Source organism: Rhizobium sp. BK181, assembly GCF_014193305.1.
In the GTDB taxonomy this organism is placed as follows: Bacteria; Pseudomonadota; Alphaproteobacteria; order Rhizobiales; family Rhizobiaceae; genus Rhizobium.
Genome location: NZ_JACHZA010000003.1, coordinates 1 through 16,528, shown reverse-complemented (window position 1 = coordinate 16,528; position 16,528 = coordinate 1). Strand labels below are relative to the sequence as shown.

General features: G+C 61.0%; 15 protein-coding genes. 6 read left to right on the top strand and 9 right to left on the bottom strand.

Going from position 1 to position 16,528, the window contains the following annotated elements; genetic code table 11:
- Positions 1–7: 7 nt before the first annotated feature.
- From hisF to hisB, 5 genes are read right to left on the bottom strand one after another with little or no spacing between them, the layout of a single operon-like run.
- Positions 8–790, bottom strand: coding sequence for an imidazole glycerol phosphate synthase subunit HisF (gene hisF, locus FHT77_RS10060; protein ID WP_183754829.1), 783 nt, complete (start codon positions 788–790; stop codon positions 8–10).
- Positions 787–1,536, bottom strand: coding sequence for a 1-(5-phosphoribosyl)-5-[(5-phosphoribosylamino)methylideneamino]imidazole-4-carboxamide isomerase (gene hisA / locus FHT77_RS10055; RefSeq protein WP_183754827.1), 750 nt, complete (start codon positions 1,534–1,536; stop codon positions 787–789). Before hisA ends, hisF begins: the two co-directional genes overlap by 4 nt.
- 26 nt (positions 1,537–1,562) lie before the next feature.
- Entirely contained in the window at positions 1,563–2,213 is a 651-nt protein-coding gene (hisH, locus tag FHT77_RS10050; RefSeq protein ID WP_183754825.1) for an imidazole glycerol phosphate synthase subunit HisH, read from the bottom strand.
- Entirely contained in the window at positions 2,214–2,699 is a 486-nt protein-coding gene (locus FHT77_RS10045; protein WP_183754823.1) for a DUF2628 domain-containing protein, read from the bottom strand.
- 22 nt (positions 2,700–2,721) lie between these two features.
- A complete protein-coding gene (hisB, locus tag FHT77_RS10040; RefSeq protein ID WP_183754821.1) occupies positions 2,722–3,330 on the bottom strand; it encodes an imidazoleglycerol-phosphate dehydratase HisB in 609 nt (202 codons plus the stop codon).
- Positions 3,331–3,509: 179 nt separating this feature from the next.
- Between hisB and hslV the strand changes: the two genes are divergently transcribed.
- The 5 genes from hslV to FHT77_RS10015 all read left to right on the top strand — a co-directional run bounded on the left by hslV (position 3,510) and on the right by FHT77_RS10015 (position 10,246).
- A complete protein-coding gene (gene hslV, locus FHT77_RS10035; RefSeq protein WP_183754819.1) occupies positions 3,510–4,037 on the top strand; it encodes an ATP-dependent protease subunit HslV in 528 nt (175 codons plus the stop codon).
- A 39-nt stretch (positions 4,038–4,076) separates the two neighbouring features.
- Entirely contained in the window at positions 4,077–5,384 is a 1,308-nt protein-coding gene (hslU, locus tag FHT77_RS10030; protein WP_183754817.1) for an ATP-dependent protease ATPase subunit HslU, read from the top strand.
- Positions 5,385–5,572: 188 nt separating this feature from the next.
- Positions 5,573–6,520: a DUF1402 family protein gene (locus tag FHT77_RS10025; protein ID WP_183754815.1), complete on the top strand. Its 948-nt coding sequence runs from the start codon at positions 5,573–5,575 to the stop codon at positions 6,518–6,520.
- A 51-nt stretch (positions 6,521–6,571) separates the two neighbouring features.
- Positions 6,572–7,984, top strand: coding sequence for a cytochrome P450 (locus FHT77_RS10020; RefSeq protein ID WP_183754813.1), 1,413 nt, complete (start codon positions 6,572–6,574; stop codon positions 7,982–7,984).
- 90 nt (positions 7,985–8,074) lie between these two features.
- Positions 8,075–10,246, top strand: a complete 2,172-nt coding sequence (locus FHT77_RS10015) for a malate synthase G (protein WP_183754811.1) — start codon at positions 8,075–8,077, stop codon at positions 10,244–10,246.
- 75 nt (positions 10,247–10,321) lie between these two features.
- Here the strand turns inward: FHT77_RS10015 and FHT77_RS10010 are convergent, their stop codons facing one another.
- A complete protein-coding gene (locus FHT77_RS10010) occupies positions 10,322–11,008 on the bottom strand; it encodes a L,D-transpeptidase (protein ID WP_183754810.1) in 687 nt (228 codons plus the stop codon).
- Between the two features lie 180 nt (positions 11,009–11,188).
- Here FHT77_RS10010 and FHT77_RS10005 point away from each other — a divergent pair, with 180 nt between their 5' ends.
- Positions 11,189–11,683, top strand: a complete 495-nt coding sequence (locus tag FHT77_RS10005) for an MmcB family DNA repair protein (RefSeq protein ID WP_183754808.1) — start codon at positions 11,189–11,191, stop codon at positions 11,681–11,683.
- A gap of 2 nt (positions 11,684–11,685) precedes the next feature.
- Here the strand turns inward: FHT77_RS10005 and FHT77_RS10000 are convergent, their stop codons facing one another.
- From FHT77_RS10000 to hrpB, 3 genes are all read right to left on the bottom strand, one after another.
- Positions 11,686–12,261 (bottom strand): ActR/PrrA/RegA family redox response regulator transcription factor, encoded by a 576-nt coding sequence (locus tag FHT77_RS10000; protein WP_016556903.1) that lies wholly within the window; start codon positions 12,259–12,261, stop codon positions 11,686–11,688.
- Positions 12,262–12,330: 69 nt separating this feature from the next.
- A complete protein-coding gene (locus FHT77_RS09995) occupies positions 12,331–13,641 on the bottom strand; it encodes an ActS/PrrB/RegB family redox-sensitive histidine kinase (protein ID WP_183754806.1) in 1,311 nt (436 codons plus the stop codon).
- 28 nt (positions 13,642–13,669) lie between these two features.
- Positions 13,670–16,123, bottom strand: a complete 2,454-nt coding sequence (gene hrpB / locus FHT77_RS09990; protein ID WP_183755319.1) for an ATP-dependent helicase HrpB — start codon at positions 16,121–16,123, stop codon at positions 13,670–13,672.
- Positions 16,124–16,528: the final 405 nt, after the last annotated feature.

Here is a 16,528-nt window from a genome sequence, read left to right as displayed (position 1 = left end):
TTCCCACTCAGTCCAGACGCATGTCGATGCCGCAAGAAGACATATAGCGCTTCGCTTCCCCGACGGAATAGGTCCCGAAGTGGAAGATCGAAGCGGCCAGCACAGCGTTGGCATGTCCCTGTTTGACGCCCGCCACGAGATCGTCGAGGTCGCCGACGCCACCGGAGGCAATAACGGGCACCCGAACCGAATCTGCGATGGCGCGTGTCAGTTCGAGATCGTAGCCGACCTTGGTTCCGTCCCGATCCATCGAGGTCACCAGCAGTTCACCCGCCCCACGCTCGACCATCTTTCGAGCAAAATCCACGGCGTCGATGCCGGTCGCGTTGCGGCCGCCGTGTGTGTAGATCTCCCAGGCGCTGACGTCGCCTTGGGCAGGCGTGGTCCGCTTCTTGGCGTCGATCGAGACGACGATGCATTGGTCACCGAACTTGTCGGCGGCTTCCGCAACGAAGTCGGGGTTGTTGACGGCCGCCGAGTTAATCGAGACCTTGTCCGCGCCACAGAGCAGCAGCTTGCGGATGTCGGCGATGGTGCGAACGCCGCCACCGACGGTGACAGGCATGAAGCACTGCTCTGCGGTACGCGCGACTACATCGAAGATCGTTTCGCGATCGTCCGAGGATGCGGTGATGTCGAGGAAGCAGAGTTCGTCGGCGCCGGCGGCGTCATAAGCCTTGGCAGCCTCGACCGGGTCTCCGGCATCGACCAGATTGACGAAATTGACGCCCTTGACGACGCGACCGTCCTTGACGTCGAGACAGGGAATGACACGAGCCTTCAGGGTCATTGTGCAATCTCCTTTGCGCGCGCGGCCAAAATCAGCGCCAGCGCCTCTGCCGGGTCGATGCGTCCATCATAGAGCGCGCGGCCGGAGATCGCACCCTCGAGCTTGCGTGCGTCGGGCTGCAGCATCCGTTTCACGTCGTCGATCGAAGCAAGGCCGCCGGACGCGATAACCGGGATCGATATGGCTTCGGCAAGCTCGAGCGTCGATGCCCAGTTGATGCCGGCGAGGATGCCGTCGCGGTCGATATCGGTGTAGATGATCGCGGCAGCGCCGGCGCCTTCGAACTTCTTCGCGAGTTCGATAACACCGAGCTCGGATGCCTCGGCCCAGCCTTCGACCGCGACCTTGCCGCCCTTGGCATCGATTCCGACCGCAACGCGACCGGGAAACTTCTTGCAGGCTTCGATCACGAGCGCCGGATCGCGCACCGCGATGGTCCCGAGAATGACGCGGGCAAGACCGCGAGATAGCCAGTTTTCGATATGGTCGAGCGTGCGAATGCCGCCACCAAGCTGAACCGGGTTCTTCGTTGCCTTCAGGATCGCATCGACCGCGGCGCCATTGACGCTTTCGCCCGCGAAAGCGCCATTGAGATCAACGACGTGCAGCCATTCAAAGCCTTGATCTTCGAATGCCTTCGCCTGCGCACCGGGGTCGGGATTGTAGACGGTCGCCTGTTCCATATCGCCGAGCTTGAGGCGAACGCACTGGCCATCCTTGAGGTCGATTGCTGGAAATAGAATCATTCTGTCAGTCCTTGCAGTGCGCGAGCTCAGGGCTTCCAGCGCAGGAAATTGGCAATCAGGGCGAGGCCGAGCTTCTGGCTCTTTTCAGGATGGAACTGGGCTCCGGCCATGTTGTCGCGCCCGACGAAAGCGGTGATCGGGCCGCCGTACTCGGCCGTCGCAATCACGTCGCCGGGGTTCTTCGCCGCCAGATGGTAGGAATGCACGAAATAGGCATGCAGCCCGTTCGGTCCGGTCGGAATTCCGTCGAACAGCGGGTGAGGGGATTTCAGATCGAGCGTATTCCAGCCGATCTGCGGGATCTTCAGGTTGGCATCATCAGGCGTCATTTCAACGACATCGCCGGGAATCCAGCCGAAGCCATCGGTGACGGTCTTCTCGAGACCGCGCGACGACATCAGCTGCATACCGACGCAAATGCCGAGAAACGGCCGGGCCTTCCTCTGGACCACATCGATCAACGCTTCCGACATGCCGGGAACGGCATCGAGCCCGCGCCGGCAATCGGCATAGGCGCCAACACCCGGCAGCACGACGCGATCGGCGGCCGCCACAGCCTCTGCCTTGTCCGTCAGTTCGATCACGGCGTCGATGCCGGCTTCCCGCGCTGCCCGTTCGAAGGCCTTCGTCGCCGAACGCAGATTGCCGGATCCGTAGTCTATAATTGCGACGCGCATTCAGCGTCCTCCATCAAAACCAAAGAGACCGAGCGAAGTGGCGTTGCCGTGTCGCGGTGCATGGGCTGCTTGATCCCATTGCGGCGAGGGCGCCGGTCGGCTGTCGCCGGCATCGGTCTGGATATTCGAAAAGTAGATTTCTTCCGCGGTCGCAAGCGAATCGGCCGAAACGAGATCGGCTTCGCCCCAGCCTTTCGCAACCAGATTACGGGCGCGAAGATTCTGACCCTCAAGCGCGACCAGCAAACTGGTGCCGAAGGTGATTGCGACGCCGACTGGCCAGAGATCGGCCCGGTCCGCTAGCGCACCGCCGAGGCTTTGCAGGAGAAATGCTGCGATGGCGTAGAGCCACAGTCTGTGGAAGGCGAGCCATATCCAGGGGAAGAGAAAACCGAGCACGGTAAAGCCGTCGCGAATGAAACGCGTCTTCTCGCGGTTGGTGTCCGTTCCGCCAGGCGCAGTCAGAACCAGATAGCTGGAAGTCATATCGTCAAGCTCCCTAGGGGGCTCAGACGAGCGTGCCCTTCGTCGAGGGAACACGGCCCGCCTGTCTCGGATCGATCTCTGTCGCCGTACGCAGCGCGCGGGCAACGGCCTTGAAGCACGTCTCTGCAATATGGTGGTTGTTGGCACCATAGTGGTTGAGAATATGCAAGGTGATGCCGGCGTTCTGGGCAAGCGCCTGGAAGAATTCGCGAACGAGCTCGGTGTCGAACGTGCCGATCTTCGGCGCGGTGAAGGCGACGTTCCAGACGAGGAAGGGGCGACCGGAGAGGTCGACGGCAGCCTTCGTCATTGTCTCGTCCATCGCGAGGTCGATCGAGGCATAGCGGGCAATGCCGCGGCGATCGCCGAGCGCCTTGGCAATCGCCTGGCCGATCGCGATGCCGGTGTCTTCCACCGTATGGTGATCGTCAATGTGCAGGTCGCCCTTGGTCTCGATCTCCATGTCGATCAGCGAATGTCGCGAAAGCTGATCGAGCATATGATCGAAGAAGCCGACGCCGGTCGAGATTTTCGACTTTCCAGTACCGTCGAGATTGACGGAAACCGAAACCGAAGTCTCGTTCGTCTTGCGGGACACGGTACCCGTGCGGCTTGCTGCGGTCTCGGCCATATGGCTGCTCCATCAGGAAATACGGGGGTTCCTTATCAGGCGAGCCGTGAAATATCCAGAACCGCGGCGGCAGAAAACGCCGCCATTTGCAATCGGCTTTCACGCACTTACATAGGGCTCGACAGGGCCGGCGTTCGGCCCGACGCAACAAGCCCGGCAGACGGGCAAAGGTATAGTAGATGACAACGATTGTTACAGTTCGAAAGGGCGGCAAGGTCATCATGGCCGGCGATGGCCAGGTAAGCCTCGGCCAGACCGTGATGAAGGGCAATGCCCGCAAGGTGCGGCGCATCGGCAAGGGTGAGGTCATTGCCGGTTTCGCAGGCGCCACGGCCGATGCCTTCACGCTTCTCGAACGTCTCGAAAAGAAGCTCGAACAGTACCCCGGCCAGCTGATGCGCGCCGCGGTCGAGCTCGCCAAGGATTGGCGCACCGACAAGTATCTCCGCAACCTCGAAGCCATGATGCTCGTCGCCGACAAGCAGGTGACGCTTGCAATAACGGGCAATGGCGATGTTCTCGAGCCCGAACACGGCGCCATGGCAATCGGCTCCGGCGGTAATTTTGCGCTCGCTGCGGCCCGCGCCTTGATGGATACCGACAAGTCGGCCGAGGAGATCGCGCGTCGAGCACTCGATATTGCCGCTGATATCTGCGTCTACACCAACCACAACGTGGTCGTAGAGACGCTCGATGCCGAAGCTTGATCCGGTTTCAAAGATCCACGCCCTGATGGGATATTCGATATGACCACATTTTCCCCCCGCGAGATCGTTTCCGAACTCGACCGCTATATCATCGGCCAGCATGAGGCCAAGCGCGCAGTGGCGATTGCGCTGCGCAACCGCTGGCGGCGCCAGCAGCTCGATCCGGATCTGCGCGACGAAGTCATGCCCAAGAACATCCTGATGATCGGGCCGACCGGCGTCGGCAAGACGGAAATCTCCCGTCGCCTCGCCAAGCTCGCCGGCGCGCCGTTCATCAAGGTCGAAGCCACGAAGTTTACCGAAGTCGGCTATGTCGGCCGCGATGTCGAGCAGATCATCCGCGACCTCGTCGAGGTCGGCATCGGCCTCGCTCGCGAAAAGAAGCGGAGCGAAGTGCAGGCCAAGGCGCACATGAGCGCTGAAGAGCGTGTTCTCGACGCGCTCGTCGGCGCCACCTCGTCGCCGGCGACCCGCGACAGCTTCCGCAAGAAGCTGCGCAGTGGCGAGCTTGATGACAAGGAAATCGATATCGAGATCGCCGATACGGGCACAGGCATGGGCGGTTTCGATATTCCCGGCATGCAGGGCGGCAATATCGGCGTGCTCAACCTTTCCGAAATGTTCGGCAAGGCGATGGGGGGTCGTACCAAGAAGGTCCGCACGACGGTCAAGGCATCCTATACGGATCTGATCCGCGACGAATCCGACAAGCTGATCGACAACGAAGTCATTCAGCGCGAGGCGATCCGGGCCGTCGAGAATGACGGCATCGTCTTCCTCGACGAGATCGACAAGATCGCGGCTCGCGACGGCGGCATGGGCGCCGGCGTTTCGCGCGAAGGCGTTCAACGCGACTTGCTTCCGCTGGTCGAAGGCACGACGGTGTCGACGAAGTACGGCCCGGTGAAAACGGACCACGTCCTTTTCATCGCCTCCGGTGCTTTTCACGTCTCCAAGCCGTCCGATCTGCTGCCGGAACTTCAGGGCCGTCTGCCGATCCGCGTCGAGCTGCGCCCGCTCACCAAGGAAGATTTCCGCCGTATTCTGACGGAGACCGAGGCGAGCCTCATCAGGCAGTACAAGGCTCTCATGGAAACCGAAGGCCTCGGCCTCGAATTCACCGACGATGGCATCGATTCCCTGGCGGACGTTGCTGTTCATTTGAATTCGTCCGTTGAAAACATAGGTGCGCGCCGCCTGCAGACGGTGATGGAGCGTGTTCTGGACGAAATCTCCTTCAATGCCCCGGATCGCGGCGGCTCAAGCGTGACGATCGACGCCGACTATGTCCGCAAGCATGTCGGCGATCTGGCGCAAAACACCGATCTGTCACGCTTCATCCTGTGATGAACAAGCATCGGGGCGCGCCTTACTGATGTGATGCCACGATTTTGATAGCTTCAACTCTCGACAGCGGGCCTTTTACTTTTTAGTGAAAGGCCCGTTTTGTTGTCGGCGCCAGCATTATTCGGCCAAGATTGTGGTCCAGTCAGCGCGCTTCGCGACATTGCCATGAACCGACGGGAACGCTGATCGTGCGACGCCTTCTGACAAGCCTCCTGATTGCCGCTGTCGTGCTGACGTCGGCACCTGCCTTCGCCATGCAGGTGGTGCCGCCGGGCAATCGTCACGCCGAGCAGCCGGATATTCCGGGCGCCTCGGTTCGCCGCACCAAGGGCACGAAGAGCTCGTTCGATCGCAAGTATGACAAGGTCCATGACCTCCTGGCGTCGGATCACGAGTTGATGGCCAAGATCAAAAAGGTGTCGGCCGCTTACGGCATCGATCCGATCCATGTGATCGGCGCGATCGTCGGCGAGCATACTTATAATGTCGACGCCTATGACCGCTTGCAGTCCTACTACGTGAAGGCTGCGTCCTACGCGGGTGAGAGCTTCCGCTTCGCCTACAACGGCGAGGATGTGGATGACTTCGTCAGGCGGCCGCAATTTGCCGAATGTAATGGCAAGGGCGATTCCTACACGCTGTGGAGCTGCCGCGAGGACATCTGGGAAAGCGAGTTCCGAGGCAAGACCGTCGATGGCGAGAGCTACCCGAACAACCGCTTCAGCGCAGTTTTCTTCCAGCCTTTCTACGCCGGCCAGACCTTCGGTCTTGGGCAGATCAACCCGCTGACGGCCCTGATGTTGACCGATCTGGTCTCCAAGGTCTCGGGTTACGAGAAGCTGAACGAGAAGGACGCCGGTTCCGTTTACAAGGCGATCATGCAGCCGGATATCTCGCTCGCCTTTGTCGCTGCCTCCATCCGGCGGTCGATCGACGACTATAAGCAGATCGCCGACATGGATATCTCGAGGAACCCGGGACTGACCGCGACGCTCTACAATGTCGGCAATTCGCGCCAGCGCGCGGCGGCTCTCGCTGCCAAGAACCGTGCTTCCGGTGAAACCGTCTGGCCGGAAGAAAACTATTACGGCTGGCTGGTCAACGACAAGCTGGACGAGCTGGAGCGTCTGCTCTAGCTTTCGCCTTGCCGGGAGAGCCTAGATCTCCTGCGAAAAGGCTGAATTCTGATGGACATGCGTCCGGATCCCTTCGTACCGCCCGCACCGTTACCTCGTACGGTGCCGCCGAGCCGTCTTCAGATAATTCGAACCATTCTGCGCAACCCGCTGGAGCTCTGGGGCGAGCCCTCCTACACGCTGCCGTGGATTCAGACACGGTTCTTTCGCGAAAGGACCCTGATCGTCAACGATCCCGGCCTGATCCGTCATGTTCTTGTCGATAACGCCGCGAACTACCGTATGTCGGATATTCGCCAGCTTATTTTGCGTCCGATCCTGCGCGACGGGCTGTTGACGGCGGAGGGGGACGTCTGGAAGCGCTCTCGAAAGGCGGTGGCGCCGGTTTTCACGCCTCGTCATGCCAACGGTTTTGCCGGGCAGATGCTGCGCCAGTCCCAAGATTATGCGAGGAAATACGAAGCAGCCGGCAGTGACGGCAAGGTCTTCGAGGTTGCCGCCGACATGACGGAGCTGACCTTCGCCATTCTTGCCGATACGCTGTTTTCCGGCGAGATCGTCACCTCCTCCGACAGCTTTGCCGACGACGTAAACGCCCTGCTGCATCGCATGGGCCGCGTCGATCCGATGGACCTGCTGCGCGCCCCGTCTTGGGTTCCGCGCGTCACGCGTATCGGCGGGCAGAAAGTGCTCGACAAATTCCGCAACATCGTGCGCCAGACCATGGATGCCCGCCTGGCTCGCATGCAGGCCGATCGAGCCTCCACACCGGACGACTTTCTGACCTTGCTCCTTGATCAGGCTGAGACCGGCGGACTGACGAATGACGAAATAGAGGACAATATCCTCACCTTTATCGGCGCCGGCCACGAGACGACGGCACGCGCACTTGCCTGGACGCTTTATTGCGTGGCCAACACGCCGCACATCCGCGGGGCGATGGAGGAGGAGATCGATCGCGTTCTGGCCCAGGATGTCGAACCGGTGAAGTGGCTCGACCTGATGCCGTATACGCGCGCCGCCTTTGAGGAGGCGCTCCGGCTCTATCCGCCGGCGCCGTCGATCAATCGCGCCGCCATCACCGCCGATCGCTGGACCGACGCGAAAGGCGAAACGGTGGAGATCGAGGCAGGTGTCACCGTCCTCATCATGCCGTGGACGCTGCATCGCCACGAACTCTATTGGGACAAGCCGCGCGCCTATATCCCGGAGCGGTTCCTGCCGGAGAACCGCAGTAGCATCGGGCGCTTCCAGTTCCTGCCGTTCGGTGCCGGGCCGCGTGTCTGTATCGGCGCAACCTTTGCGCTGCAGGAGGCTGTCATCGCTCTCGCCGTGCTGATGCACCGTTTCCGCTTCGATGTGACAAACCAGACCAATCCATGGCCGGTGCAGAAACTGACGACACAGCCGCAAAACGGTCTACCGATGCGCGTCACGTCGAGATATGTTCCTGAACGGACATAAATCTTTAGAACTATTGCATAATTGACTATGAATGAAAGCCGGGCAAAGTGGCAGCATGCAAAACCCCGTGTGGGTCTAAGGAGATATTGAATGAGCCGCATCGATAAAAACGGTCTTGCTGTTGAGGCCGTCCTTCATGATTTCCTGGTCAAGGAAGCGCTGCCCGGCTTGAAGATCGACGCCGAAAAGTTCTTTGCCGATTTCTCGGCCATCGTCCACGATCTGGCGCCGCGCAATCGCGAGCTGCTCGCCAAGCGCGATGCACTCCAGCTTCGCATCGACGATTGGTACCGCCAGCACGGTGCGCCGACCGATATCGAAGCGTACCAGGCATTTCTTCGCGACATTGGGTATATCCTGCCGGAAGGCTCGGATTTCCAGGTCACGACGACGAACGTCGACCCTGAGATCGCCTCGATTGCCGGTCCTCAGCTCGTCGTTCCCGTGATGAACGCGCGCTACGCGCTGAACGCCGCCAACGCTCGTTGGGGCTCCCTCTATGACGCGCTCTACGGCACGGATGCGATTCCCGAGACCGATGGCGCCGAGAAGGGCAAAGGCTACAATCCGAAACGCGGCGAAAAGGTCATTGCCTGGGCTCGCGATTTCCTGGACACCACCGCGCCGCTCGATGGCTGGAGTTGGAAGGATGTTGCGACCTTTGCTGTCAAGGACGGGGCTCTCGCGATCACCTCGACCGACGGCGAGCATGTTTCGCTGACCGATCCAGCGCATTTTGCCGGCTATCAGGGCGACGCCTCCGCTCCGACGCACATCCTGTTGAGGAACAACGGCATCCACATCGATATCGTCATCGATGGCTCGACGGCTATCGGCAAGAGCGATCTGGCCCATATTTCCGACGTCTGGCTGGAATCGGCGATCACGACGATCATGGATTGCGAAGACTCGGTTGCTGCCGTCGACGCCGAGGACAAGGCCGTCGTCTATCGCAATTGGCTCGGTCTCATGAGGGGAGACCTTCAGGAGGAAGTGTCGAAGGGCGGCTCGAGTTTCATTCGCAAACTCAATCCTGATCTGCAGTACAGCGATCCGTCAGGCACGCCGTTCGAAGTGCATCGCCGCTCATTGATGCTGGTTCGCAATGTCGGCCACCTGATGACGAATCCGGCTATCCTTGACCGCGATGGCAACGAAGTGCCCGAAGGGATAATGGATGCGATGATCACTGGCATGATTGCGCTCTATGACGTCGGTCCGGATGGCCGCCGCAAGAATTCCCGCACCGGTTCGGTTTACGTGGTCAAGCCGAAGATGCACGGTCCCGAGGAAGTGGCATTCGCGGCTGAGATTTTCTCGCGCGTCGAAGATTCTCTCGGCATGGCGCGCAACACGATCAAGATGGGCATCATGGACGAGGAACGGCGCACCACCGTCAACCTCAAGGAATGCATCCGCGCTGCCCGCGAGCGTGTCGTCTTCATCAACACCGGCTTCCTCGATCGTACCGGTGACGAAATCCATACCTCGATGGAAGCCGGGCCCATGATTCGCAAGGGCGACATGAAGCAGGCCGCCTGGATCGCCGCCTACGAGAACTGGAACGTCGATATCGGTCTCGAATGCGGCCTTTCCGGCCATGCGCAGATCGGCAAGGGCATGTGGGCCATGCCGGATCTGATGGCGGCGATGCTGGAGCAGAAGATCGCGCACCCGAAGGCAGGCGCCAATACCGCCTGGGTTCCGTCGCCGACCGCCGCGACGCTGCACGCCACCCATTATCACCGCGTCAATGTCGCCCGCGTCCAACAGGGCCTGAAGGATCGTGCGCGCGCCAAGCTGTGCGATATTCTTTCGGTCCCCGTCGCCGTCCGCCCGAACTGGACACCTGAGGAAATCCAGCGCGAACTCGACAACAATGCCCAGGGCATTCTGGGTTACGTTGTCCGTTGGGTCGATCAGGGCGTCGGCTGCTCCAAGGTACCGGACATCAACAATGTCGGCCTCATGGAAGACCGTGCGACGCTGCGCATCTCCGCCCAGCATATGGCCAACTGGCTGCATCACAAGGTGACAAGCGAAGAGCAGATCGTCGAGACAATGAAGCGTATGGCCGCGATCGTCGATCAGCAGAATGCATCCGATCCAGCCTACGCGCCGATGGCCGTCGATTTCGACGGTTCGATCGCCTTCCAGGCGGCACTCGATCTTGTCCTGAAGGGTAGGGCACAGCCGAACGGTTATACCGAGCCGGTCCTCCATCGTCGCCGCCTCGAGCTGAAGGCCAAGCAGACAATCTGATAAGGACAAATCAATGGAAAAGGCCGCCGGAACGATGTTCCGGCGGCCTTTTTAATACCCCATTTCAGCGACAGCTTACTGGATAACGATGACCTTCGAGGTCGTCTTGCCCGGACGTACGCGGCTGTAGAGATCGATGACGTCCTGGTTCATCAGACGAATGCAGCCAGAGGAGGCAGCGGTGCCGATCGAAGCCCATTCCGGCGTGCCGTGCAGGCGGAAGAGGGTGTCCTGACCCTTGTCGTTGAAGAGATACATGGCACGCGCGCCGAGCGGGTTGCTGAGGCCGGGGCCCATGCCCTCCTCGACGTACTTGGCGACCTCGGGCTTGCGCTCGGCCATTTCCTTCGGCGGATGCCAGGTCGGCCATTCCTGCTTCCAGGCAACGTAGGCCGTGCCGGCCCAGGCGAAGCCCTGCTTGCCGACGCCGATGCCGTAACGCATCGCCTGGCCGCCGGGCAGGATGTAATAGAGGAAGCGTTCGCGGGTGTTGACGATGATCGTGCCCGGGCGCTCGGTGGTTTCGTAAGAGACGATCTGGCGGCGGAACTGCGGCTTGACCTTCTGGATCGGGATCGCCGGCAGCGAATATCCGGCATCCGTCGTCACGCCATAGGCGTCGTCGAAGATCTGCGCGGTCTGAACGGTTGGCCCCGGCGCGACCGTGGCTTCGACGGAGGCGCTCTCGGTAGTCGAGGAGCAGCCGGCCAGAGCGAGCGTCGCCATCAGGCCGAATACAGGAAATGCATTGCGGATGCGCATGGATGTCTCTTAAGAAATAGGCAGGGAGGAACGGTCTTTTGAACCATCTTTGATTATGGTTTATTTTCGATTAACTTTGCCTTTGCAAGCTGTTGCAGTGCGGCAAAACCAATACGCAGCGGCAAATTAGAATCGCATGGTTTTTTTGCAACAACACGCGCGCCAGACCTACGGTTATCCATGACGATTTTGAGTGTTTACAATAACAATCCGTTAATAGACGGGCGACAGTCGGACAGAGCTATGCTGGTCCGTCGCGGGACTCAGATTTTACTTCATGAGATGCGTCACGCCGTCTTGCCGGAACTGTCGCTTGCGAGCGGGCGACGGGCTGATCTGATCAGCATTTCGGAGAAGGGTGAAATCTGGATCATCGAGATCAAGACCTCGATCGAGGATTTCCGTGTCGACCGCAAGTGGCCTGACTATCGCCTGCATTGCGATCGGCTATTCTTCGCCACGCACAAAGATGTTCCGCTCGAGATTTTCCCCGAGGACTGCGGCTTGTTTCTGTCGGATGGCTACGGCGCGCATATGATCAGGGAGGCGCCCGAACATCGGCTTGCGCCCGCTACCCGCAAATCGGTCACCCTGAACTTCTCCCGCGCAGCCGCCCAGCGCCTGCTGATGGCCGAGTGGGCAAATGGCAAGCCGTTTGAGGTCGACGATATCTGACGTTACTTCGGTGCGCGCTTGGCAAGGATCCGTTGCAGCGTGCGGCGATGCATGTTGAGCCGTCGTGCAGTCTCCGAAACATTGCGCTCGCACATCTCATAAACCCGCTGGATATGCTCCCAGCGCACACGGTCGGCCGACATCGGGTTCTCCGGCAGTTCCGCCTTCTCGCCGGCGCGCTGGGTAAGGGCGGCGTAAACGTCGTCGGCATCGGCGGGCTTCGCCAGGTAGTCGACGGCGCCAAGTTTCACGGCCGTAACAGCGGTCGCAATATTTCCGTACCCCGTGAGGACGATGATCCGGGTGTCATCACGGCGCTGGCGGATGGCTTCGATCACATCCAGCCCGTTGCCGTCGCCAAGTCGCAGATCGACCACTGCGTATTTGGGCGGATGGCTCTTCGATTTGGCAACGCCCTCCGCGACCGATTCCGCAGTCTCGACCTTGAAGCCACGTGTCTCCATCGCGCGCGCCAGTCGGCGCAGGAACGGGCCATCGTCATCGACGATCAGAAGGCTGGCATCCGGACCAATATGATCCGCATCTGCGAGGGAGGAGTCGTGGTCAAGCTCGTTCATGTTCGTCAATCCCGGCAGCTGCCTGCCTGATAAAAGTCAAGTGTCCCGCTGTTCATTAAGCCGATAGCGTCATTTTGTCGAATTTGCATCGATCAGCATGCGCGGCCATTCGACACGCACCCGCGCTCCAGCCGTCTCGGGCATGCGGTTCTCGAACACCAGCGACGCGCCCGATCGTTCGAGGAGAGTCTTGGCGATGAAGAGGCCGAGCCCCAGCCCGCCGGCCCGGTCTTCCCTCTGCCTCTTGGTGACATAGGGCTCGCCAATCCGGGTCAGGATATCAGGGGAATAACCGTCGCCGTCGTCCTCCACCGTGATGCGAACTTTTCTGACATCATGCTCGACGGTCACGATCACCTCGTCGCGCGCGTAATCGACAGCGTTTTCGATCAAATTGCCGAGCCCGTACATAATGCCGGCGTTGCGGTCAGTCACTGGCTCGCCCTTGCGCGGGCTCTTCTCGATCAGTTCGAGTTTGATCCCGAATTCTCTGTGAGGCGCCACGATCTCTTCCATCATTGACGACAAAGGCAGCCGCCGGAGATGAGCTTCGCCTTCCGCGGAAAGCGTTGCCAGCCGCCGCAGGATGTCGCGGCACCGCTCGCTCTGGCTGCGCAACAGTTGCACATCCTCGCGAAAGCGGTCGTCATTCTTCAGTTCGCGCTCCATTTCCTTGGCAACGACGCTGATGGTGGCGAGTGGCGTTCCCAGTTCGTGTGCGGCGGCGGCAGCAAGACCGTCGAGCTGAGAAAGGTGCTTCTCGCGCTGCAGCACCAACTCGGTGGCCGCCAGCGCATCGGCCAGCTGGCTCGCTTCCATCGAGACCCGGTATGCATAGAAAGCGGCAAAAGCCATGGTCGATGCGATCGAGCACCAGACACCGAACTGCATCACGGTATGGACGTTGATCTCGACCCCATCGAACCACGGCAAGGGAAAGGGGGAAAAGGCGAGGATAGTGATGCAAACCATCGCGATCAGAATAAGCACGGTGCTGAAGCGGATCGGCTGCGATGCGAAGGAAATGATGACGGGAACGCAGACGAGGGCCGCAAAGGGATTGGCCAGGCCGCCGGTGATGAAGAGCAGTGCGCAGAGCTGCAGAAGGTCGAAGCCGAGCAGCACGAAGGCCGCGCCGGGATAGAGCCGGTGTGTCGGCGGATAGCGGATCATCAGGTAGAAATTGACGGCCGCCAGGGCTGCGATCAGCGCCGCGCAGGCACCAAGTGGAAGCGGAAACTTGAGCCAGAAGGCAACGATGAACACGGTCACAGCCTGGCCGCCCACGGCAAGCCATCGCAGCCGCACCAGCGTTTGAAGTCTCAGGCGCCTGCTGCTGTGCCTATCTTCTTCCGGCGAACTCACGACATTATCGACCATCTGATATCCCCATGGGCTATGCTAGGGCTCATGTACCACGCGGCTTCGCCCGTGTCGTCGGCATGGCGTCTTCCGGGCGTTCGGGCCAGGGATGCTTGGGATAGCGGCCGCGCATCTCGGCCCGCACATCTTTCCAAGATCCGGCCCAGAATCCGGGCAGATCACGCGTCGTCTGAATCGGCCGGTGCGCCGGTGAGGTCAGCTCGAGAAGTAATGGCAGTCGTCCGCCGCCGATCGCCGGATGCTGCTTGAGACCAAACAGCTCCTGCACACGGATCGTCAGAACAGGCTCCTCGCCGCTATATTGGATTGGATGCCGCTGTCCGGTCGGCGCTTCGAAATGCGTCGGCGCGAGACGTGAGAGATCGCGCTGCAGCTCGTGCGGGATCAGCGCCATCAACCCGTTCGAAAGTGCGGACGAAGAGATGTCGGAAATCCCCCGGGCATCCGTCTGGTAGGGAACGAACCAATCGTCCAGGCGCGCAACCAGTGCCGCGTCGCTGACGTCAGGCCACGGGCCGCCGATGCTGCGATGAAGAAAGCCGATGCGTTCGCGCAACTGCATGGCTTCTTTGGAAAACGGCAGCTGTTCCAACCCCAACTCGCGCACACCGTCTGCCAGCGCGCGGCTGACGGCTTCGCCGGTGGGGCGGGGCAGAGGTGTCTCGTCGAAGATAATGGCGCCGAGCCGTGTCGCCCGCCTGGCTCTCACCTGCCGGCTCTGCCGGTCGAAGACGATCTGATCGCCGGTCGAAATGGCGCCGGGCAGGTCCTCCTCGATGTCGGCGCGTGAGATCTCGGCTGCCGACAGGACGCGCCCTTGCGCGGCCCGACCCGTCAAGTCTGCGATGACGAGCATCGGGCTGCCGGCGAGCCGTTCGGTTTCCGGCAGTTCGGCGCCGCGCCCGTTCGCCATCAGGAAGCGGCCTCTGCCGCCGCGCTGCAGTGCGATGCGGTCCGGAAAGGCGTGCAGCAACAGCCGTCCCGTCTGGCTCGGTTCCGTTGCTTTGGTGACATCGAGACCCTTGGCCAGTCGAGCCGCCAGCTGACGCGCGCCTTCGACGCGATCGCCACGCTCCGAGCGAAAGCGCCGCATCCGCTCTTCGAGGTCTATGCTGGGGCCTCCGAGCCCCTGTTCAGTCAGCAGCACCGCAAGCTCCGCTGCATCTCTTGCATGCCCCGTCTCGCCTGCCGAAATCACCATGGCGGCCAGACGCGGTGGCAGGGCAAGATCGCGCATCATCTTTCCGCGCCGCGTCAAAGCACCTTCCTTGTCGAGTGCACCGAGCTGAACTAGCAGCGTACGTGCTTCGGAAAGCGTCGTCTCCGGCGGCTGATCGACGAAGGAGAGCGAACGCGTGTCCTGAACGCCCCAATTCGCCAAGTCGAGGACAAGGCCGGAGAGATCGCTGGAGAGTATTTGTGGCGGTGTAAATGCCGGCAGTGCGGCAGTCTGTCCCTGGTGCCACAGGCGGATGGCGATACCCGGCTCGGTTCGGCCGGCGCGCCCGGCGCGCTGGTCCGCCGAGGCGCGCGACACACGCACCGTCTCCAGCCGCGTGATGCCGGTCGACGCCTCGAACACCGGTAGCCGCTGCAGACCGCTGTCGATAACAATCCGCACACCGTCGATGGTGATTGATGTCTCGGCGATCGAGGTGGCGAGCACGATCTTGCGCGTTCCTGGCTCGGCCGGCCGGATCGCCGCGTCCTGTTCCCGCTGTGTGAGATTGCCGTAGAGCGGAGCGATCAGTGTCTGTGACCCGAAGCGCCCTTCGAGCCGCTCAGCGGTGCGCGCGATTTCTGCTTGGCCGGGCAGGAAGGCAAGGATCGATCCGCTTTCGCTGGCGTGCGCGCTAGTGACGGCGCGCGCCATCGTTTCTTCGATGCGCTCGCTTGCAGGTCGATCCTGATAGCGGATATCGATCGGAAAGCTGCGCCCCATGCTTTCGACGAGCGGGGGTTGGTCCAGGAGTGTCATGATGCGCGCGACGTCTAGCGTCGCTGACATCACCAGCACCCGCAGGTCTTCGCGCAAAGCGGATTGTACGTCCAGCGCCAGCGCCAGTCCGAAGTCGGCGTCGAGCGAACGCTCGTGGAACTCATCAAAGATCACCGTCGACACGCCCGAGAGTTCCGGATCATCGAGGATCATGCGTGCGAACACGCCTTCCGTGACTACCTCGATGCGGGTCTTGGCCGATATTCTGGTGTCGAGGCGCATGCGATAGCCGACGGTCTCACCTACGGTCTCACCGAGCAACGATGCCATACGGCTTGCCGCTGCCCTGGCTGCCAGACGCCGCGGCTCGAGAAGCACGATCTTGCCATCCCCACGCCAATCCTGATCAAGCAGATAAAGGGGTACAAGCGTAGTCTTGCCGGCGCCGGGAGGGGCAGACAGCACCGCGCGACGCTCTGCGGCGAGCGCCGCGCCGATATCCGGGAGAACGTCTGAGACCGGAAGGTCCGGCAAAGTCATGCGGGTCACGTGCGCGTCTTCATCTCATAAGCGTGGGCGGGGCGCATTTCCGTCAGGATCGGCATGCGGTCATTCCCCGGGGTTGCATCGCTCGTGAACCTACTGACACCGCGCCTTTGCGCAAGTCGTCTCTCTTCGGGACCGCCACAGAGGTAAGAGAGAGGGATTCTGCAGCTGAAAATGGAAGCTGCGCCAAAAGCACAGCCGAGAGTCGCCGTTCCGGTGCCCTGAGAACGGCCAAAACCGCACCTCCCGAAAATCCGTCAATCGAATCAGCGTGTTACAAAAATGTCAAAAAACTTTGTTTTGCGCTGTTGACTTAGAAAAGGGGTAGGATCTATAAGCCCACTCACTGAACGAGGGCGGCGGCGCTGCTGGCGACGAAGTCCTTCGCTCTAGAGATTT

Bases quoted from the DNA above. Each gene is read 5' to 3' on its own strand.
- hisF (WP_183754829.1), bottom strand. From the start codon at position 790: ATGACCCTGAAGGCTCGTGTCATTCCCTGTCTCGACGTCAAGGACGGT.
- hisA (WP_183754827.1), bottom strand. From the start codon at position 1,536: ATGATTCTATTTCCAGCAATCGACCTCAAGGATGGCCAGTGCGTTCGC.
- hisH (WP_183754825.1), bottom strand. From the start codon at position 2,213: ATGCGCGTCGCAATTATAGACTACGGATCCGGCAATCTGCGTTCGGCG.
- FHT77_RS10045 (WP_183754823.1), bottom strand. From the start codon at position 2,699: ATGACTTCCAGCTATCTGGTTCTGACTGCGCCTGGCGGAACGGACACC.
- hisB (WP_183754821.1), bottom strand. From the start codon at position 3,330: ATGGCCGAGACCGCAGCAAGCCGCACGGGTACCGTGTCCCGCAAGACG.
- hslV (WP_183754819.1), top strand. From the start codon at position 3,510: ATGACAACGATTGTTACAGTTCGAAAGGGCGGCAAGGTCATCATGGCC.
- hslU (WP_183754817.1), top strand. From the start codon at position 4,077: ATGACCACATTTTCCCCCCGCGAGATCGTTTCCGAACTCGACCGCTAT.
- FHT77_RS10020 (WP_183754813.1), top strand. From the start codon at position 6,572: ATGGACATGCGTCCGGATCCCTTCGTACCGCCCGCACCGTTACCTCGT.
- FHT77_RS10015 (WP_183754811.1), top strand. From the start codon at position 8,075: ATGAGCCGCATCGATAAAAACGGTCTTGCTGTTGAGGCCGTCCTTCAT.
- FHT77_RS10010 (WP_183754810.1), bottom strand. From the start codon at position 11,008: ATGCGCATCCGCAATGCATTTCCTGTATTCGGCCTGATGGCGACGCTC.
- FHT77_RS10005 (WP_183754808.1), top strand. From the start codon at position 11,189: ATGACGATTTTGAGTGTTTACAATAACAATCCGTTAATAGACGGGCGA.
- FHT77_RS10000 (WP_016556903.1), bottom strand. From the start codon at position 12,261: ATGAACGAGCTTGACCACGACTCCTCCCTCGCAGATGCGGATCATATT.
- FHT77_RS09995 (WP_183754806.1), bottom strand. From the start codon at position 13,641: ATGGTCGATAATGTCGTGAGTTCGCCGGAAGAAGATAGGCACAGCAGC.
- hrpB (WP_183755319.1), bottom strand. From the start codon at position 16,123: ATGACTTTGCCGGACCTTCCGGTCTCAGACGTTCTCCCGGATATCGGC.